The organism is Marivirga tractuosa, assembly GCF_042140215.1.
Classification (GTDB): domain Bacteria; phylum Bacteroidota; class Bacteroidia; order Cytophagales; family Cyclobacteriaceae; genus Marivirga; species Marivirga tractuosa_A.
In genome coordinates, this window is sequence record NZ_CP159478.1 from 1,261,135 (window position 1) to 1,276,484 (window position 15,350).

Below are 15,350 nucleotides of genomic sequence, written 5' to 3' on the forward strand. Positions count from 1 at the left end.
TAAGATTTCTTTGAATACTTCAACTTATATCAGATTTTCTATCGGATGCATATAATAGATATCTCAATTTTTATTGTTTATATGATTGCCATGCTTGGGGTAGGATACTATTTCCTTCGCTCAAATAAAGGCATGGATGATTATTATGTAGGCGGAAGAAAAATGACCAGTTGGCATATTGGCTTGAGCGTAGTGGCCACAGATGTAGGAGGAGGATTTTCCATAGGCTTAGGTGGATTAGGTTTCACAATCGGTATTTCTGGATCTTGGATGCTTTTCACTGGTTTAATTGGCGCCTGGTTAGCAGCCGTTTTTCTTATTCCTATAGTCAGGGGCAACAAAGCATTTGAAAAATTTCACACCATGCCTCAGCTATTTGCTTATTTCTTCGATAGAAAAACAGCATTAGTAGCAGCATTAATTTCAGCAATAGGCTATTTAGGCTTTACTAGTTCTCAAATTTTAGCGGGAGCAAAGCTTGCATCTGGTACATTTCCTGAGCTTGGGTTGAATCAAGCATTAATTATCATGGGTGTCATTGCTGTAGTTTATACGGTGATGGGTGGAATAAAGGCTGTGATTTATACTGATACTATTCAGTGGATTATTTTATTAAGTGGACTTATATTCATAGGGATTCCTCTTTCATATAATGCCGTGGGGGGATGGTCTGCAATAAAAGAAACTTTGGATCCGGAAATGCTCTCCTTAACTAATATCAGCTGGCAAGATATAGTGTATTGGGTAGTTACCATTATTCCAATTTGGTTTGTTGGTATGACCTTATATCAAAGAATTTATGCCAGTAGAGATGTGAAAACGGCAAAGAAAGCATGGTTTATAGCGGGTATTTTTGAATGGCCAATTATGGCATTTATGGGAGTAGCATTAGGGGTCTTAGCAAGAGTAGCGGCTGACCAGGGTATGTTTGCAAGTCTAGGTCCGGAAAATATTGCGCAAGCTGATCCTGAAAAGGGATTACCTATGATGTTAGCAACCGTATTGCCCGTTGGTCTTCTGGGAATAATGATGTCCGCTTATTTCTCAGCAATACTTTCTACGGCAGATAGTTGCCTGATGGCCTCTTCTGGAAATTTTGTTTCTGATTTTATTAAAAAATTCACAACTCGATTCAATTCGGATAAAAAAGAACTTAGACTATCCCAAATTGTCACTTTAATAATTGGCGGGGTTGCACTTTTATTGGCAAGTGCTATGGAGAATGTTTTAAGCCTAATGCTTTATAGTTATGCATTCATGGTATCGGGCTTATTTGTCCCAATTTTAGGAGGTTTGTTTTGGAAAAAGAGTAATAATAATGCCGCATTTATGGCAATGATAGCCGGAGGATTTACTACTGCATTATTACAAGCCAATAAAATTACCTTCAATACTGCAACTAAAATGCCTGAATTACGAACATTTATTAGTGAAGCAAAGTCAAAATTTGAATTTTCAGGGATAAATCTAGAAAGTATGACTCCTGGTCAGGTGGTAGAATCAATCAACAAAATGCAGATAATTGACCTTCCATTTACTGATTTTTTATTTAAATTACCTCTCGGATTAGATCCTAACGTATTTGGTATCTTAATTTCAGCAATAATTTTTGTAACTTACTCTCTAATATATCCTAAAAACAAATAATTACATGGAATATCAAACACTAACTTCAATAGACTCAGCAACAACATTACAAAAAAATGAGATTGCAGATTTCCTTCATACCCATCTCGATGAATTTGGTGATGCCAAAGATGATATCATGAAATGTTTGGATTATGCACTCAGCTCATTTGGCCACCAAGGTGGATTTGTAGTATTAGCTCGAGAAAGTGGAAGTATAAAAGGAGCAGTTGTAGTTAACCAAACGGGTATGTCAGGTTATATTCCTGAAAACATATTGGTTTACATAGCTGTTCATTCTGATCAGAGGGGGAAAGGTGTAGGTAAAGAGTTGATGAAAAAAGCAATTAATACTGCTAAAGGTGATATTGCCCTTCATGTAGAACCTGAAAATCCTGCTAAATTCTTATACGAGAAATTAGGCTTCACCAATAAATATTTGGAGATGAGGTTAAAAAAATAAACATGGCATTTTTAAAATTATACAAAGATAAATTAAAACATAACTTTGATTTTTTACATAAACTTTTTACTGACAATAATCTTGATTGGGGAGCTGTAACCAAACTTTTTTGTGGTAATGAACTCTATTTAAAAGAGGTTATAAATCTTGGGTTTCGTGAGATTCATGATTCAAGGATTAAAAATCTTCAGAAGGTAAAGGAGATTGATTCTACAGTAAAAACCTGTTATATAAAACCACCAGCAAAAAGGAGTATTCCAGATATCGTAAGCTATGCCGATATGAGTATGAATACTGAATATTATACTCTTAAACTGCTTTCTGATGAAGCCGTTAGGCAAAATAAAACCCATAAAGTCATCATTATGGTAGAAACAGGTGACTTAAGGGAAGGGGTAATGGGAGATCATTTAATTGACTTTTATGCCAAGGTTTTTGAATTACCAAACATTCAAATTGAAGGAATAGGAACTAATTTGAATTGTTTGCACGGGGTGATGCCTTCTCAAGACAAACTCATTCAGCTTAGCTTGTATAAACAAATAATAGAACTGAAATTCAACAGAAAATTACCTTTGGTTTCAGGAGGTACTTCTGTTACCATCCCTTTAATCATGAATAAGCAAATTCCTGCTGGAGTCAATCATTTTAGGATAGGGGAAACACTGTATTTTGGTGCTAATTTATTTGATGAAACAACCATTGAAGGAATGCATGATGATTGTTTAGAGCTTTTTACTGAGATTATAGAAATCACTGAAAAGCCAAAAGTACCAATGGGTGAGATGGCAGCTAATCCGCAGGGAGAAACTACCGAAATAGATGAATCATTATACGGAGAAACTAGCTTTAGGGCTATATTGGATATAGGGGTTTTAGATATTGATCCCAAATACCTGATTTTAGAAAGTTATGATTTTGAAATTGTAGGATCAAGTTCCGATATGATTGTAATTGATCTAGGTGACAATAATAAAAAAAGAAAAGTAGGTGACTTGATCAATTTTAAGGTGAAATATATGGGAGCATTAGGAATATTGAATTCCAACTATATTGAAAAGACGGTAGAATAAGTTTTAATTTATTTTTTATGGATTTAAAACTTGATGTAGAAGAGCTTGTATCATTAAGACATCGATTACATGCCAATGCTGAAGTATCCAATCAGGAAGAAAAAACTTCAAAGATTATAATTGAATTTCTTGAAAAGTTCAAACCCGACCAAATTTGGCAAAATGTTGGGGGATTTGGAGTAATTGCCTTATTTAAAGGAGAAAAGGAAGGAGAGAATATTGGATTCCGTGCTGATCTAGATGCCCTTCATATTGCTGAAACTATAGAGCTTGAATACGGATCTAAAACTCCTCATACTGCCCACAAATGCGGACATGATGGACACATGGCCATGGTTGCAGGTATTGCTCCATATCTTAGACAGAAGAAAATGAAAAAGGGAAATGTCTACTTGGTTTTTCAGCCTGCAGAAGAAACAGGAGAAGGAGCTGCACGCATTAATAAAGGCTTAAGAGAACTTGATATCCAATTAGATTATTTATTTGGATTACATAATATAGTGGGATATCCTAAAGGACAAATTCTTACTAAAAAAGGGACATTTGCAGCAGCTTCAAGAGGGATGGTCATAAAACTTTTTGGTAAGACAAGTCATGCGGCAGAGCCCGAATATGGTATTAGTCCAGTGATGGCAATGGCCGAAATCACTACTAAAATGACAATTGTTCATATGATAAAGCCATTCTCAGACCTAACCTTAGCAACAGTTATTCATTCAGAATTAGGGGAAATTGCTTTTGGCACCTCTCCAGGTTATGGAGAAGTTAGAATAACCCTCAGAGCTATGAAGGATAAGGATATGCAAGAACTAATAGAGTACGCTGAGGGCTTGGTGAAAGAACAAGCTGAAAAAGAACAATTAGATTATGAAATATCTTATACTGAAACATTTCCTGCTACTGAAAATACAGAAGAAGCTTTTCAAATAATGAAAAATGCTGGGGAAAGTGTGAAGGTGGATTTTAAGGAATTAGAAAAGCCTTTTAAATGGAGCGAAGACTTTGGTCAATACAAACTTCAAATGAAGACAGGCTTTTTTGGAATTGGGGCAGGAGAAAATTCTCCACATCTCCACGATGAAACTTATGACTTCCCTGATGATATTATAGAATCAGGAGTTAATATGTATGCCGGACTTATTAATTATTTCAAGCTTATTTAATATCATTGAGTATAAGAACAATTTATTAAAACCCTATCATTTAGTATTTTGATTTGAATTGTTAATCACTCATTTCCCAACATCATGAACAAAAATTTATTTAGTACTTCCGCAATTACCTTGAGTAAGAGTGCTGTTAGGCAAAATGTACGATTTGTAAGAAAGAAGTTAGCTGAAAATGTATTACTATCAGCAGTTCTAAAAGGTAATGCTTATGGTCATGGAATAAAAGAAATGGTTCCGCTTTTTGAATCTGCCAATGTTAAACATCTTTCTGTATTTTCTACTCACGAGGCAGAGCAAGTTTGCCAAGTGAAGAAAAAATCAACTGATGTTATGATAATGGGATGGATGGAAGATGAAGAAACAGAATGGGCAATTGAAAAGGATGTAGAGTTTTATGTTTTTGAAATAGGTAGATTAAAGGCAGCCATTCATTTTGCCAAAAAGTTAGGTAAAAAAGCAAAGATTCATTTAGAAGTAGAAACAGGGATGAACCGCACGGGCTTTGAAGAGGAGCACTTAGAAGAGGTGATGGAAATGATAAAGAAAAATGAAGAATTCATTTCCTTTGAAGGACTTTGCACTCATTATGCAGGTGCTGAAAGTATCACAAACTATCTTCGAGTAGTAGATCAAATAAGAAAGTACAAAAAAATCTGTGATTTGTTTGAGGAAAATGGCTTGATTCCAAAGAGGAAACATACTGCCTGTTCTGCTGCAGCTATGTCCTATCCTGAAACGCAGATGGATATGGTAAGAATTGGTATATTGTTATATGGTTTTTGGCCAAGCCAGGAGACTTTTATTGCTTATCAAAGGAGTAATGGTCATGGGCAAGATGGACTTGATAGGAGAGTGAAGCATCCGCTAAAAAGAGTAATAAGCTGGAGGAGTAAAATTATGTCAGTAAAGGAAGTGCCTGTAGGAGAATTTATAGGTTACGGCACGAGTTATCAAGCAACTAAGAAAATGAAGATTGCTACTGTTCCAGTAGGCTATGCTTATGGATTTGCACGTTCTTTAAGCAATCAGGGAAGAGTAATTGTAAATGGAAAAAGAGTGGCAGTAATTGGGACGGTTAACATGAATCTGATGATTATTAATGTGACCGAATGTAAAAATGTTGGAAAAGGAGATGAGGTAATTTTAATTGGAAGCAATCGAAAAGTCAAGGTTACTGTGGCAAGTTTTGGAGAGTTAAGTAATCAATTGAATTATGAATTATTGAGCAGATTGCCAATGGATACACCTAGAAGTGTTGTGATTTAGTCAAAATATTCAAGAATTTAGAATAATTATTACAATTCTTATTGCTAATTAGGTATAATGTTTGTTAATTCAACGCTAAAATATGTAAAACTTAAAAACCATTTAACATGAAAAGATTACTATTAGCCACTGTGGCGTGCTTTATGTTTTTATCATCAGGCTATGCTACGAACACAGATTTATTTGAATTGAATGAAGAAAAGATTAATACTGAGTTTGCTGAGTTAAACGAACTTGAAGCTTATGTGTCTATGAATGAAAATGTTACTATCCATAACATTTATGAAGAAAATGCAGGTTTGGTTGCAGGCATGAATTTGTCTTACGGGCCAGAGGGTATGATGGGTCAGAATGGATTCTCGATTGATAATTTCGAGTGGGGATCTTTTGCTTGGGGATTTTGTTGTTTCCCAATTGGTGCAACTATAGGTATTTTCACTGTATTATTAAATGATAATAAGGGAAGTGATCATAAAATTTCTTATTTCATTGGTGCAGGGATTGGTTTCTTATTCAGTGGTGGTTTTGGTTTTTATTATTACTAAATTTATTAAATTAATATTTTTAATTCGGCCTAATCTTTATTAAGATTAGGCTTTTTAATTATGGAAAAAAGGTTATTTATTTTTTTATTTTTCTTTATAAGCTGGTTGCCCAATTCCAACTCACAAGCATATTTCAGAATAACAGCTGATTTTACTATTAAGGAAAATACGGCTAGTGGTAAAGAATTTTATAAAGGAGAAGTGTATTTTGATAAAAGGATAAACAAAATTATTTATCAAGTTTCTTTTCCTGAAAGGAAGACATTGGTAATGGCAGATACACAAATGTATGTTGTTGAAAAAGAACAGATTATTAAACAGGTATTCACTCCTAATACCAATAGATTTTCAATCTTTAACCTAGCATTAAGTGGGGATTTGAAAAATTATGGGCTGGATAAGACAGGTTATTATATCAATTCTATTGAAGAATCTAAGGATCAAACCATCATAGAGTGGTTTCCTGATGATAATTTTAAAGATAAGTTGGGAAAGGCTGTTTTATCCTTGAAGAATGATCAGCTATTTGGCATAGTAATGTTTAAACCTAATGGAGAAATCATGGGAAAAAGATTTTATAAAGATTATGTCAGTGTAAAAGGATTGCCTTTTCCTCAAAAAGTAATCCAAGTATCCTATCTTCATGGAGAAGAATATTATAAAATTACTACATTTAAGAATATAAAAGTTGATGAATTGGAAAATGACGAGATGTATCATATTGATCTTATTGATTAATACCTTAAGTCTGAATTTATGGTCACAAGTTTCAAATGAGTTAGCCTTATTGAGTGAGGTTAAATTTAGTGATCATTCGGTCGAGAAAATTAAAATAAAGAACCAGTATGAACACGTTCATCAAAATACAAACGAAGTTCAATTATTGTTTTCAGGATTATTTCTTTTTTATAAATCTTTTATATCCTCTCAGGATGCACAGTCTTGTTCCTTTACACCTTCTTGTTCTGTTTATGCACTTGAAGCTGTTAAGAAACAAGGTGTTTTAAAAGGAATGATGAATGGTTTTGACCGCTTGTCAAGATGTCATTCATTAGCTCCAGAGAAATACAAAGTTGACCCTGAAACCAATCTGTTAATTGATCCCCTAAAAGTACAATGAGAATATTATTTTTGATTTTCTTGGTCGTTTGGACTGCCGATTTTTCCCAAGCTCAAGATATTTATACACTCAATAAAAGTAAGGAATTTGCTTCCTATTTATTTAAAAGTAGTCAATATGAGTTGGCAGCTGTTGAGTATGAAAGGTTGCTTTTTATGGAAAAAGATAATGATTCATTAAAGATTGCTTTGGTGGATAGTTATTTTCAAAATGGAGAAATAGATAAAGCAGTTAAAAGAACTGAATCCCTATATCCTTCTTTAATCGATTTTTCTAATCCTATGGCCGAATTGTATTTACAGATGCTTGTTCTAGGAAAGAAGTTTGATAGGTTTGATAAGAATTCAGATAATCTGCCTATAGACCACCAGAAAAGAGTTGTTTATAACTTGCACCGAGATATTATGGCTGGAAATTGGCAGGAAGTAGAAACAAAAATTCCGCAATTATCTAATTCTGACCACCCTTCAATTTCTGGTTTGATAAGGCTTTCAAAACAAACTGAGTCATTTAAGCCTAAAAAGCCTTGGGTAGCGATGTTAATGTCTACTGTGTTACCAGGAAGTGGTAAGTTTTATACTGGAAATTACAAAGATGGTGTTTTTAGTTTTTTGGTGGTAGCAGGAACTGCTTTTCAATCCTACAGAGGATTTAGTAAAGGTGGTACATCTTCTACAGTTGGATGGGTGTTTGCAGGCGTATCAACAGGTTTTTATGCAGGGAATTTATACGGTTCGAGAAAAGCAGCTCAGGTGTATAATCAAAATTATTGGTTAGAAATTGAAAAAGATGCAGAAGCTATTATTCGCGCTAGTTATTAGTGTGTTTTCCTTTTTTCAAGTAAATGCTCAATCCGTGGAAGAAGCATTGCAATTTGCTCAAGAGCAATTTGAAGCGGGGAATTATTCCAACAGTGTTTTGGCTTATGAAAGGGCAATTTATTTTGCAGAAAACACAACACCCGATACTTATTTTAAACTAGCAGAAGCTTATTTCAAGAAAGGCGATGTGGAAAGAGCTATTCGCTTTTATAATAATGCATCTTTTTTGGAACAGGATATTGAAAAAAAGAATGATTACATTTTTAAAAAGTGTTTGGCTTATTTGAGTATTAACAATTACAACCAAGCTATTATTACGTTGGGAGCGGTAAATGATTTTAATAATCCTGAGATAAATCTCAAAAAACAATATTTTAAATCCATAGCCTACTATTTAAAAGAGGACTATGATCAATTTCAATATATATTCGATGGATATGCTGAAGAGATGAAATTGAATGATAAAAGTGCTTATTTGAAGGTTAATCAATTCAATAATAGAGCTGATAAAGTAAAACCGAACTTGGCCATGTGGATGAGCGTAGTAGTGCCTGGAAGTGGCCAGATTCTATATGGTAATTGGAAAGATGGGTTAAATTCCATGGGATTAACAGCTGCATTAGTTGGCGTATATTTTAATTTTGTAGTTCAATTTTCCATATTAGAAGGCTATTTAGTGGTTTTGCCATGGTTTCAACGTTATCATGAAGGAGGGTATAGGATAGCTAAGCAAACGGCATTAGATAAAGAGGAGGAATATAGGTCACAGGCTTATAAGGAAATTCTTAAATTACATCCTGCATTGTATTAAGGATAAGTGAAGATGAAAAACTATCTAAGAAAACTGATTTATTTCTACTTATTTATTCACTTTAATTTTACAGCCTTTTCTCAGATTGACAGTGAAAAAGATCAGCAATTCTTCGAAAAACTATATAACTTCCAATTTTCAGATGCCGATAGCTTATTAGCCACTATTGACAGCATTCAAGAGCCTTCACATTTTAATTTTCTTAAAGCTCATTATATGCGCTGGTGTTATTTACCAATTCATCAGCAAAACGAGAAGATATTGAAAAAATATAATAGATATTTAGAGGCAACAGACTATCAAGATGATGAAAAAGAGGATAATTATCATTATGTAAATAGTGCTTTATTGAGGGCTGAGTTTAATTATAATCAAGGAAATTATTATAAATCATTTCAAAATGGCGCTAAGGTATATGATGTGGTGAAAGATCATTTGGAAAGTAAACCCCAGCAAGATGAAGTTAAATTTCTGGCATCTTTATACCATTATTATTATCAGTATTACAAAACTGAAAATCCTGTATTCGGGACCTTAATGTGGTTTTTTAAAGAGGGGGATAAAGAAAAAGGTTTATTATGGTTGGAAGAAGTGGCTCAAGGTAATAGTATTTTAGCTACTGAGGCATTAGTGTACCTATCACATATTTACCTAAGACTTGAAAATCAACCTCATAAAGCATTGGGTTTTGCTTTGCAACTTTTACAAAAGCATCCGAATAATTTAAAGTTTCATGAGTTGGTGATTGAAAGCCACATCGCCACTAATAATGAGAAGGAATCTGTATTGAGTTTAATTCAAAAGTTGGAAAGCTCAGAAAAAACATATTTTAAGAAATATGGGGTTTGTTATAATGCAATTTATATGACAAAGTTTAATGAAACCAGTAAAGATGAAAAAGAGTTTAAACTAGAGGAGGCTTTGAAATTCATTCAAAATAACGGAGGAGGAAATCATCTTTCTTCTTTGTTGTATAATAGTTTATACGAGTTAACTGAAAATGATTTATATCTAAAAGAAAAGATTGAAATTGAAGCCTATAAGTACAGTCTGACTGGTTATTTGGAGAAGGATTTAAATTAATTTTATAAAAACTGACTAGCAGCCCCCACTATTCCTGCATGATTTTTTAATTCAGCAGGAATGACTTTAAGTTTTTCATCAATGTATTTTTCATACTTCTTAAACTTCTTGCTCACTCCGCCTCCTATGATAATGAGGTCTGGCCAGACTAATTTATGAACTTCAACCAAATATTGATTCAATCTTTTCCCCCAAACTTCCCAGCTTAAGTCTTCATCTTCCCTAATGGAATTAGCTGCATAAGCCTCCGCTATATCGCCTTTGAATTGAATATGCCCTAATTCGGTGTTGGGCATGAGTTGTTGATTGTGAAATAATGCTGAACCAATACCTGTTCCTAAGGCTAATATCAATACAGTCCCTTCATGTCCTTTTCCAGCTCCAAATCGCATTTCAGCTAAACCTGCAACATCTACATCATTCATGACCCTTGTAGCACAACCCGTGGCTTTTCGAATCATATTGGCCAATGGCTTGTCAATCCAGCTTTTATCAATATTTGAGGCAGTTTTTACGGTGCCGTCTATGATAGCTGCTGGAAATCCGCATCCTATAGGGCCTGTCCACTCAAAATGTTTTAGTAATTTAATTACGGTTACCATCATTGCTTCTGGAGTAGCTGGCTGAGGGGTTTTGTATCTTTTGCGTTTAGTGACGAATTCTCCACTTTTTAAATCCACTATAGCTGCTTTCATTCCAGAGCCTCCGATGTCAATACCTAATACTTCCAAGTTTTATATGTTAAGTTTCACCACTTAAGTTAGAATATTTTTTAGCTTGAAAAAAGTGATTTATGATTTCAAGTACGAAAAGTAAAAGTTAATAGAGGAATATCGAATTTTCGAAATGTCTGACATTGAAGAAGATTAAAAACTAAAAATAATCCCTGCTTATTAATTATCAACAGGGATTATCAAGTCAGTATTTTTATTAAATAAGAGGTGGTTTTTTAACCACAGCTTTAATTTGGTTTTTTCTAACGGCAATTTGAATTTCTGTTTCAGGCTTAGCAAATTCTGTTTTAACATAGCCCATTCCGATTCCATGATATAAGGTAGGAGATTGTGTTCCAGATGTTACTAATCCAATAGTATTACCTTCCATATCTAATATTTCATAGCCTTTTCTTGGAATCCCTCTGTCCAGCATATGAAAAGCAATTAATTTACGTTCAACACCTTCCTCTTTTTGTTTTTTAAGATTTTCAGCATTGATGAAATCTTTGGTGAATTTTGTCGCCCAACCTAGTTTAGCTTCAATAGGCGAGGTAGTGTCATCTATATCATTTCCATATAAACAAAAGCCCATTTCCATTCTTAAGGTATCTCTTGCACCTAATCCGATAGGTTTGATACCAAACTCTTCACCTGCATCTAAAATTTTGCGCCAAACACTTTCCGCATCTTTATTGTGTAAATAAATTTCAAAACCACCAGCACCAGTATAACCTGTATTGGACATAATTACATACTTAGTATCCGCAAAAGGCGCTACTTGAAAGTGGAAAGGCTTGATAGCCGATAAATCCATAGCAGTGGTCAGCTTTTGCAAAGTGTCTTCGGCTTTTGGCAACCTTGAACAGCAAAAAGAGAAAAATCATCAGAAATATCTTTCATAATAGCTCCGAAGTCCTCATTTTGTTTGGCTATCCAATTCCAATCTTTTTCAATATTGGAAGCATTCACCACCAACATATATTCTTCCTCACCGATTCTATAAATCAATAAATCATCTACAATTCCGCCTTTATCATTTGGTAAATAGCCATATTGCGCTTTACCTACGACTAAAGTAGAGGCATCATTACTAAAAACTTTTTGAATCAAGTCCAATGCTTTTGGCCCTGAAATCAAAAACTCTCCCATGTGAGAAACATCAAAAATCCCCACGGCATTGCGGACGGTATTATGTTCTTCTATTAATCCTGTATAAGAAACAGGCATATTATAACCGGCAAAGGGTACCATTTTAGCACCTAGTTGCTCGTGAATGTGGTTTATTGCAATTTTTTTCAATTCCATAGTAGTTGAATTATGATCTTAAGTTTCCTGATAGGCAAAAGTATGGAAAATCTAGGATTATGAAGCGGTTTGGGGTGACCTTTTCCAAAGTTCTAGAATTTGGAATTTTAAATATATATAGTAAGCTATTTATTAGGTTTGATAATGCTAGTTAGTATTATTTGTGATTAAAACTTCTTATCAAAATTTCGTATATTTGTTTTATAATAGTTGTGATATGAAAACAATAACTTTAGAAATTAATGAGAACAGCAAAGCAGGTCAAACTGTAATTGAAATTATCAATGCTTTTAAAAATAAAGGAGGTATCAAGGTAATTAAAACCCCTAATGAAACCACCTTGAAAGCAATGGCTGAAATAGAAAATAAGAAAGGAAAAAAAGTAGGTAAAACATCCACTGAGTTATTTGAAGAATTAGATATTTAATGTACACCCTTTATTATACAAGTCAATTTAAAAAAGATTTAAAAAAGTATAAAAACGAACAATCAAGCATTGAAAAGCTTAAATTAGTGATTACACAATTAGAAGAAAATGGTACAATAGATAAGGAATACAAACCTCATAAACTTACAGGAAATTATAAAGGGTTTGAGGAATGTCACATTAAGCCTGATTTATTGTTAATTTGGCAAAAAGATGAAAGTGTTAAAGAGATAAGTTTAGCTAGATTAGGCTCACACTCTCAATTGTTTTAGAATTAAATCCTCTTCTCACCTCTCCCCACAAATAGGAATATCCATAGTCGTTTGTGCTTGCCCTAAATCAGGAAGTGGAATGTGGATAAATTGAACTTCCAGTCCTCTTAGGAAAAGAAACAAAGCTAATGTTAACGCTAGTACTGGTCTTAATTTCTGAGTAAAGCCATTTAATTTTCTGAAAGTAACTTTTCCAGCCCAAACGCTTCCTACTATCCAAGGTAGCGTGCCCAATCCAAAAACTGCCATAAACACAACAGAATCCATTATGGTTTCGGTAGCAAAGGAGCTTAAAAGTGCTAAGTACACTAGCCCGCATGGTAAAAGTCCATTTAGCAAACCAATTGAAAATCTGGAGAGAATATCTTGCTTGCCTATAAATTTTTTGAATCCATCTTTTACTTTTTGATAGGGAACAGATTCGATTTTATTGATAAACTTTAAAAATCGGAGCCGGGCAGGCAATACATAAAAATAAACTATGAAAACGGCCATGATGATGGAAAGGCTATTTTGCCAGCCTAAAATGGATAAACTTTCTCCTACAAAAGCTAAGGCCAAACCTAAAATGATGTAAGTGACAATCCTACCAGTTTGGTAAGCAGCAAATCCCCAAGCCATGGATTGATTTCGGAAAACACCCAGCATTAATGGGGTACACATAAAAGTACAATGTATCCCGCCTAATAAACCTATGCTTAGTGCTGCCCAGATCATTTTTTAACGCTGAATAAAAATTTGTTCCTCTTTAAAATACCTTTTGCCATCCATTTCCCAGTTAAAAGAAATTTTCCAGCTGCCTGCCTTAAATTTTTCAATTGGAATGTTCAATTCCTCACTGATGGGAACAAAAAAATCTAAATCTGCATCTGCTGGTCTATAAAATTGAATTTTACCATTTACCTTTTCAGCTCCTTCAAATTTCAAGGCCAGATTATTGCCTTCCTGCTTCACCGAAACTACTCCATTCCAGTCATTTCCATTTTGGATTTCATCCATTTTTCCTTGGTAGGCTATTTCTTCTTCATAGTAATTCTCTTCCACAATGTCGAACTCTTGCTGTGTACTGAAAATGACCATGGAAACGATCAGAATCACGAATCCTATAAATACTAATGTTATTTTATTTCCCCAGTTCATAATTATTTTCTACTAAAAGTGTTAGGTTCAGGAAATCTTGAATCAATGGTTTGAATCAATTCATCCTCTCGGTAAATTTCAACTTGGATTTTTTCATCTATTTTTGCAAATTCTCTTCTAGTCATTTCCACAAAAACATAAACCTCATCTTTTTCCTGGCCTTCCAAAACCTCAATTGGTCCTGATGGGAAAAATAAGTAAGCTGATTTCGGTTTCACCTTATAAGTCAGATTCATAGGATCAAAGGACTTATTAATCATCTCCATTTGATACATATTGCTAATAATAGAATCATTTTTAATCTGATAAATAGAGCCAGGAGTTCGAGTCATAGTAACTTCAATTGGAGCTCTGCCCACCAATAAAAATCCCATTGCGCCAACCAAAATAGCCAAAACTACAGAGTAAGCCATAACCCTTGGAGTAATCAGCTTTTTCTTCTTTTTCTCTACGCCTTCTTCAGAGTCAAAGCGAATTAGTCCTTTTGGTTTATTAATTTTTGTCATTACTTCATCACAAGCATCAATGCAGGCGGTGCAGTTCACGCATTCCATTTGAGTCCCGTTTCTGATGTCAATACCTGTAGGACAAACTTGCACACACAAATTGCAATCAATGCAATCGCCTTTATCAGCTTGAGGTTCATTCTTCTTTAATTTCCCTCTTGGTTCGCCTCTCAACCAATCATAAATCACCACTATGGATTTTTTATCGAGGAAAACACCCTGTAGCCTTCCATACGGGCAAACTACTGTGCAAGCTTGTTCCCTGAAATAGGAAAATACAAAATAGAAAATGCCAGTAAAAACTAATAGTCCAGTAAAAGCACTCCAGTTGGCTTGCGGACCAGCTTGAATGACTTCAGTCATTTCACCGATTCCAATTAGATAAGCCATAAATGTATGAGAAACCCAAAAGGAAATGAGCAGAAATACTCCTTGTTTGGCCGTTTTCTTCCAGATTTTGTTCCAAGTCCATGGAGCTTTAGCTAGTTTTCTTTGTTGATTAGCATCTCCTTCAATCCAGTATTCAATTTTTCGGAAAACCATTTCCATAAATACGGTTTGCGGGCAAGCCCAGCCGCACCATACTCTTCCAAATACTACAGTGAAGAGCAAAATAAAGACTACAAATATCAGTAATAGGAAAATTAACAGGTGAGTATCTTGTGGCCAGAAAACACTTCCTAAAATCACAAACTGACGATCAAATATATTGAATAACAGTAAAGGATGCCCTCCAATTTTTATGAAAGGGCCTGCAAAGAATAATATTAATAGCAACCAAGCCAAAACCCTTCTGTAATTATGAAAAATCCCTTTTGGTTTTTTGGGATAGATCCAATTCCGCTTTCCTCCCTCTCCAACGGTGGAGAGTTGTCCTCTAAATTGTTCTTGGTCTAAATTGTCCATTTTACTTGTTGTATGTTGTACTTTTTGATCTTCCAGGTTTTCAAAACCTGAAAGGTCTTAATTTAATCTTGGTTCTAATTCAGGATGACTCCATCCCTTTT

Annotated in this window: 17 protein-coding genes and 1 pseudogene; 13 read left to right on the top strand and 5 right to left on the bottom strand. The window is 34.3% G+C overall.

The annotated features are described in order from the left end of the window. Nucleotides 1-45: 45 nt before the first annotated feature. The 11 genes from ABWH96_RS05740 (at nt 46) to ABWH96_RS05790 (ending at nt 9,977) form a co-directional block, all read left to right on the top strand. Nucleotides 46-1,647: a sodium:solute symporter gene (locus ABWH96_RS05740; RefSeq protein WP_375580535.1), complete on the top strand. Its 1,602-nt coding sequence runs from the start codon at nt 46-48 to the stop codon at nt 1,645-1,647. Nucleotides 1,648-1,651: 4 nt separating this feature from the next. Beyond that, nucleotides 1,652-2,089 (top strand): GNAT family N-acetyltransferase, encoded by a 438-nt coding sequence (locus ABWH96_RS05745; RefSeq protein WP_375580536.1) that lies wholly within the window; start codon nt 1,652-1,654, stop codon nt 2,087-2,089. A gap of 2 nt (nt 2,090-2,091) precedes the next feature. After that, on the top strand, nt 2,092-3,162 hold the full coding sequence (locus ABWH96_RS05750) for an alanine racemase (RefSeq protein ID WP_375580537.1): 1,071 nt from the start codon (nt 2,092-2,094) through the stop codon (nt 3,160-3,162). Nucleotides 3,163-3,179: 17 nt separating this feature from the next. Further along, the gene (locus ABWH96_RS05755; protein ID WP_375580538.1) at nt 3,180-4,325 is read left to right on the top strand and encodes an amidohydrolase; all 1,146 of its coding nucleotides are present in this window, start codon (nt 3,180-3,182) and stop codon (nt 4,323-4,325) included. An 84-nt stretch (nt 4,326-4,409) separates the two neighbouring features. Further along, nucleotides 4,410-5,597 carry an alanine racemase gene (alr, locus tag ABWH96_RS05760; RefSeq protein ID WP_375580539.1) on the top strand — a complete coding sequence of 396 codons (1,188 nt, stop codon included), beginning with the start codon at nt 4,410-4,412 and terminating at the stop codon, nt 5,595-5,597. A 107-nt stretch (nt 5,598-5,704) separates the two neighbouring features. Further along, complete coding sequence (locus tag ABWH96_RS05765; RefSeq protein WP_375580540.1) at nt 5,705-6,142, top strand: hypothetical protein; 438 nt, start codon at nt 5,705-5,707, stop codon at nt 6,140-6,142. A gap of 60 nt (nt 6,143-6,202) precedes the next feature. Next, nucleotides 6,203-6,880, top strand: a complete 678-nt coding sequence (locus ABWH96_RS05770; RefSeq protein WP_375580541.1) for a hypothetical protein — start codon at nt 6,203-6,205, stop codon at nt 6,878-6,880. Continuing rightward, complete coding sequence (gene yidD / locus ABWH96_RS05775) at nt 6,873-7,262, top strand: membrane protein insertion efficiency factor YidD (protein ID WP_375580542.1); 390 nt, start codon at nt 6,873-6,875, stop codon at nt 7,260-7,262. Before ABWH96_RS05770 ends, yidD begins: the two co-directional genes overlap by 8 nt. Then, nucleotides 7,259-8,083, top strand: coding sequence for a hypothetical protein (locus tag ABWH96_RS05780; protein ID WP_375580543.1), 825 nt, complete (start codon nt 7,259-7,261; stop codon nt 8,081-8,083). Before yidD ends, ABWH96_RS05780 begins: the two co-directional genes overlap by 4 nt. Continuing rightward, nucleotides 8,052-8,894, top strand: coding sequence for a tol-pal system YbgF family protein (locus tag ABWH96_RS05785; protein WP_375580544.1), 843 nt, complete (start codon nt 8,052-8,054; stop codon nt 8,892-8,894). The genes ABWH96_RS05780 and ABWH96_RS05785 overlap by 32 nt, the downstream gene beginning before the upstream one ends. Nucleotides 8,895-8,906: 12 nt before the next feature. Further along, the gene (locus tag ABWH96_RS05790) at nt 8,907-9,977 is read left to right on the top strand and encodes a hypothetical protein (RefSeq protein ID WP_375580545.1); all 1,071 of its coding nucleotides are present in this window, start codon (nt 8,907-8,909) and stop codon (nt 9,975-9,977) included. Nucleotides 9,978-9,979: 2 nt separating this feature from the next. On the opposite strand, the gene ppgK is transcribed toward ABWH96_RS05790, so the two are convergent. Together ppgK and gcvT are read right to left on the bottom strand one after the other, a co-directional pair. After that, nucleotides 9,980-10,708, bottom strand: coding sequence for a polyphosphate--glucose phosphotransferase (gene ppgK, locus ABWH96_RS05795; RefSeq protein ID WP_375580546.1), 729 nt, complete (start codon nt 10,706-10,708; stop codon nt 9,980-9,982). A 199-nt stretch (nt 10,709-10,907) separates the two neighbouring features. Continuing rightward, nucleotides 10,908-11,998, bottom strand: a pseudogene (gene gcvT, locus ABWH96_RS05800) (glycine cleavage system aminomethyltransferase GcvT). 217 nt (nt 11,999-12,215) lie between these two features. On the opposite strand from gcvT, the gene ABWH96_RS05805 reads away from it, so the two are divergent. Both ABWH96_RS05805 and ABWH96_RS05810 read left to right on the top strand, forming a co-directional pair. After that, nucleotides 12,216-12,425, top strand: a complete 210-nt coding sequence (locus tag ABWH96_RS05805) for a hypothetical protein (protein ID WP_375580547.1) — start codon at nt 12,216-12,218, stop codon at nt 12,423-12,425. Then, nucleotides 12,425-12,697, top strand: coding sequence for a type II toxin-antitoxin system YafQ family toxin (locus tag ABWH96_RS05810; RefSeq protein ID WP_375580548.1), 273 nt, complete (start codon nt 12,425-12,427; stop codon nt 12,695-12,697). The genes ABWH96_RS05805 and ABWH96_RS05810 overlap by 1 nt, the downstream gene beginning before the upstream one ends. Before the next feature lie 15 nt (nt 12,698-12,712). On the opposite strand, the gene ABWH96_RS05815 is transcribed toward ABWH96_RS05810, so the two are convergent. The 3 genes from ABWH96_RS05815 to ccoG are packed head-to-tail and all read right to left on the bottom strand — an operon-like array spanning nt 12,713 to nt 15,249. After that, nucleotides 12,713-13,414, bottom strand: a complete 702-nt coding sequence (locus tag ABWH96_RS05815) for a sulfite exporter TauE/SafE family protein (RefSeq protein ID WP_375580549.1) — start codon at nt 13,412-13,414, stop codon at nt 12,713-12,715. 3 nt (nt 13,415-13,417) lie between these two features. Further along, the gene (locus ABWH96_RS05820; protein WP_375580550.1) at nt 13,418-13,837 is read right to left on the bottom strand and encodes a FixH family protein; all 420 of its coding nucleotides are present in this window, start codon (nt 13,835-13,837) and stop codon (nt 13,418-13,420) included. Between the two features lie 2 nt (nt 13,838-13,839). Further along, nucleotides 13,840-15,249, bottom strand: coding sequence for a cytochrome c oxidase accessory protein CcoG (ccoG, locus tag ABWH96_RS05825; RefSeq protein ID WP_375580551.1), 1,410 nt, complete (start codon nt 15,247-15,249; stop codon nt 13,840-13,842). Nucleotides 15,250-15,350: the final 101 nt, after the last annotated feature.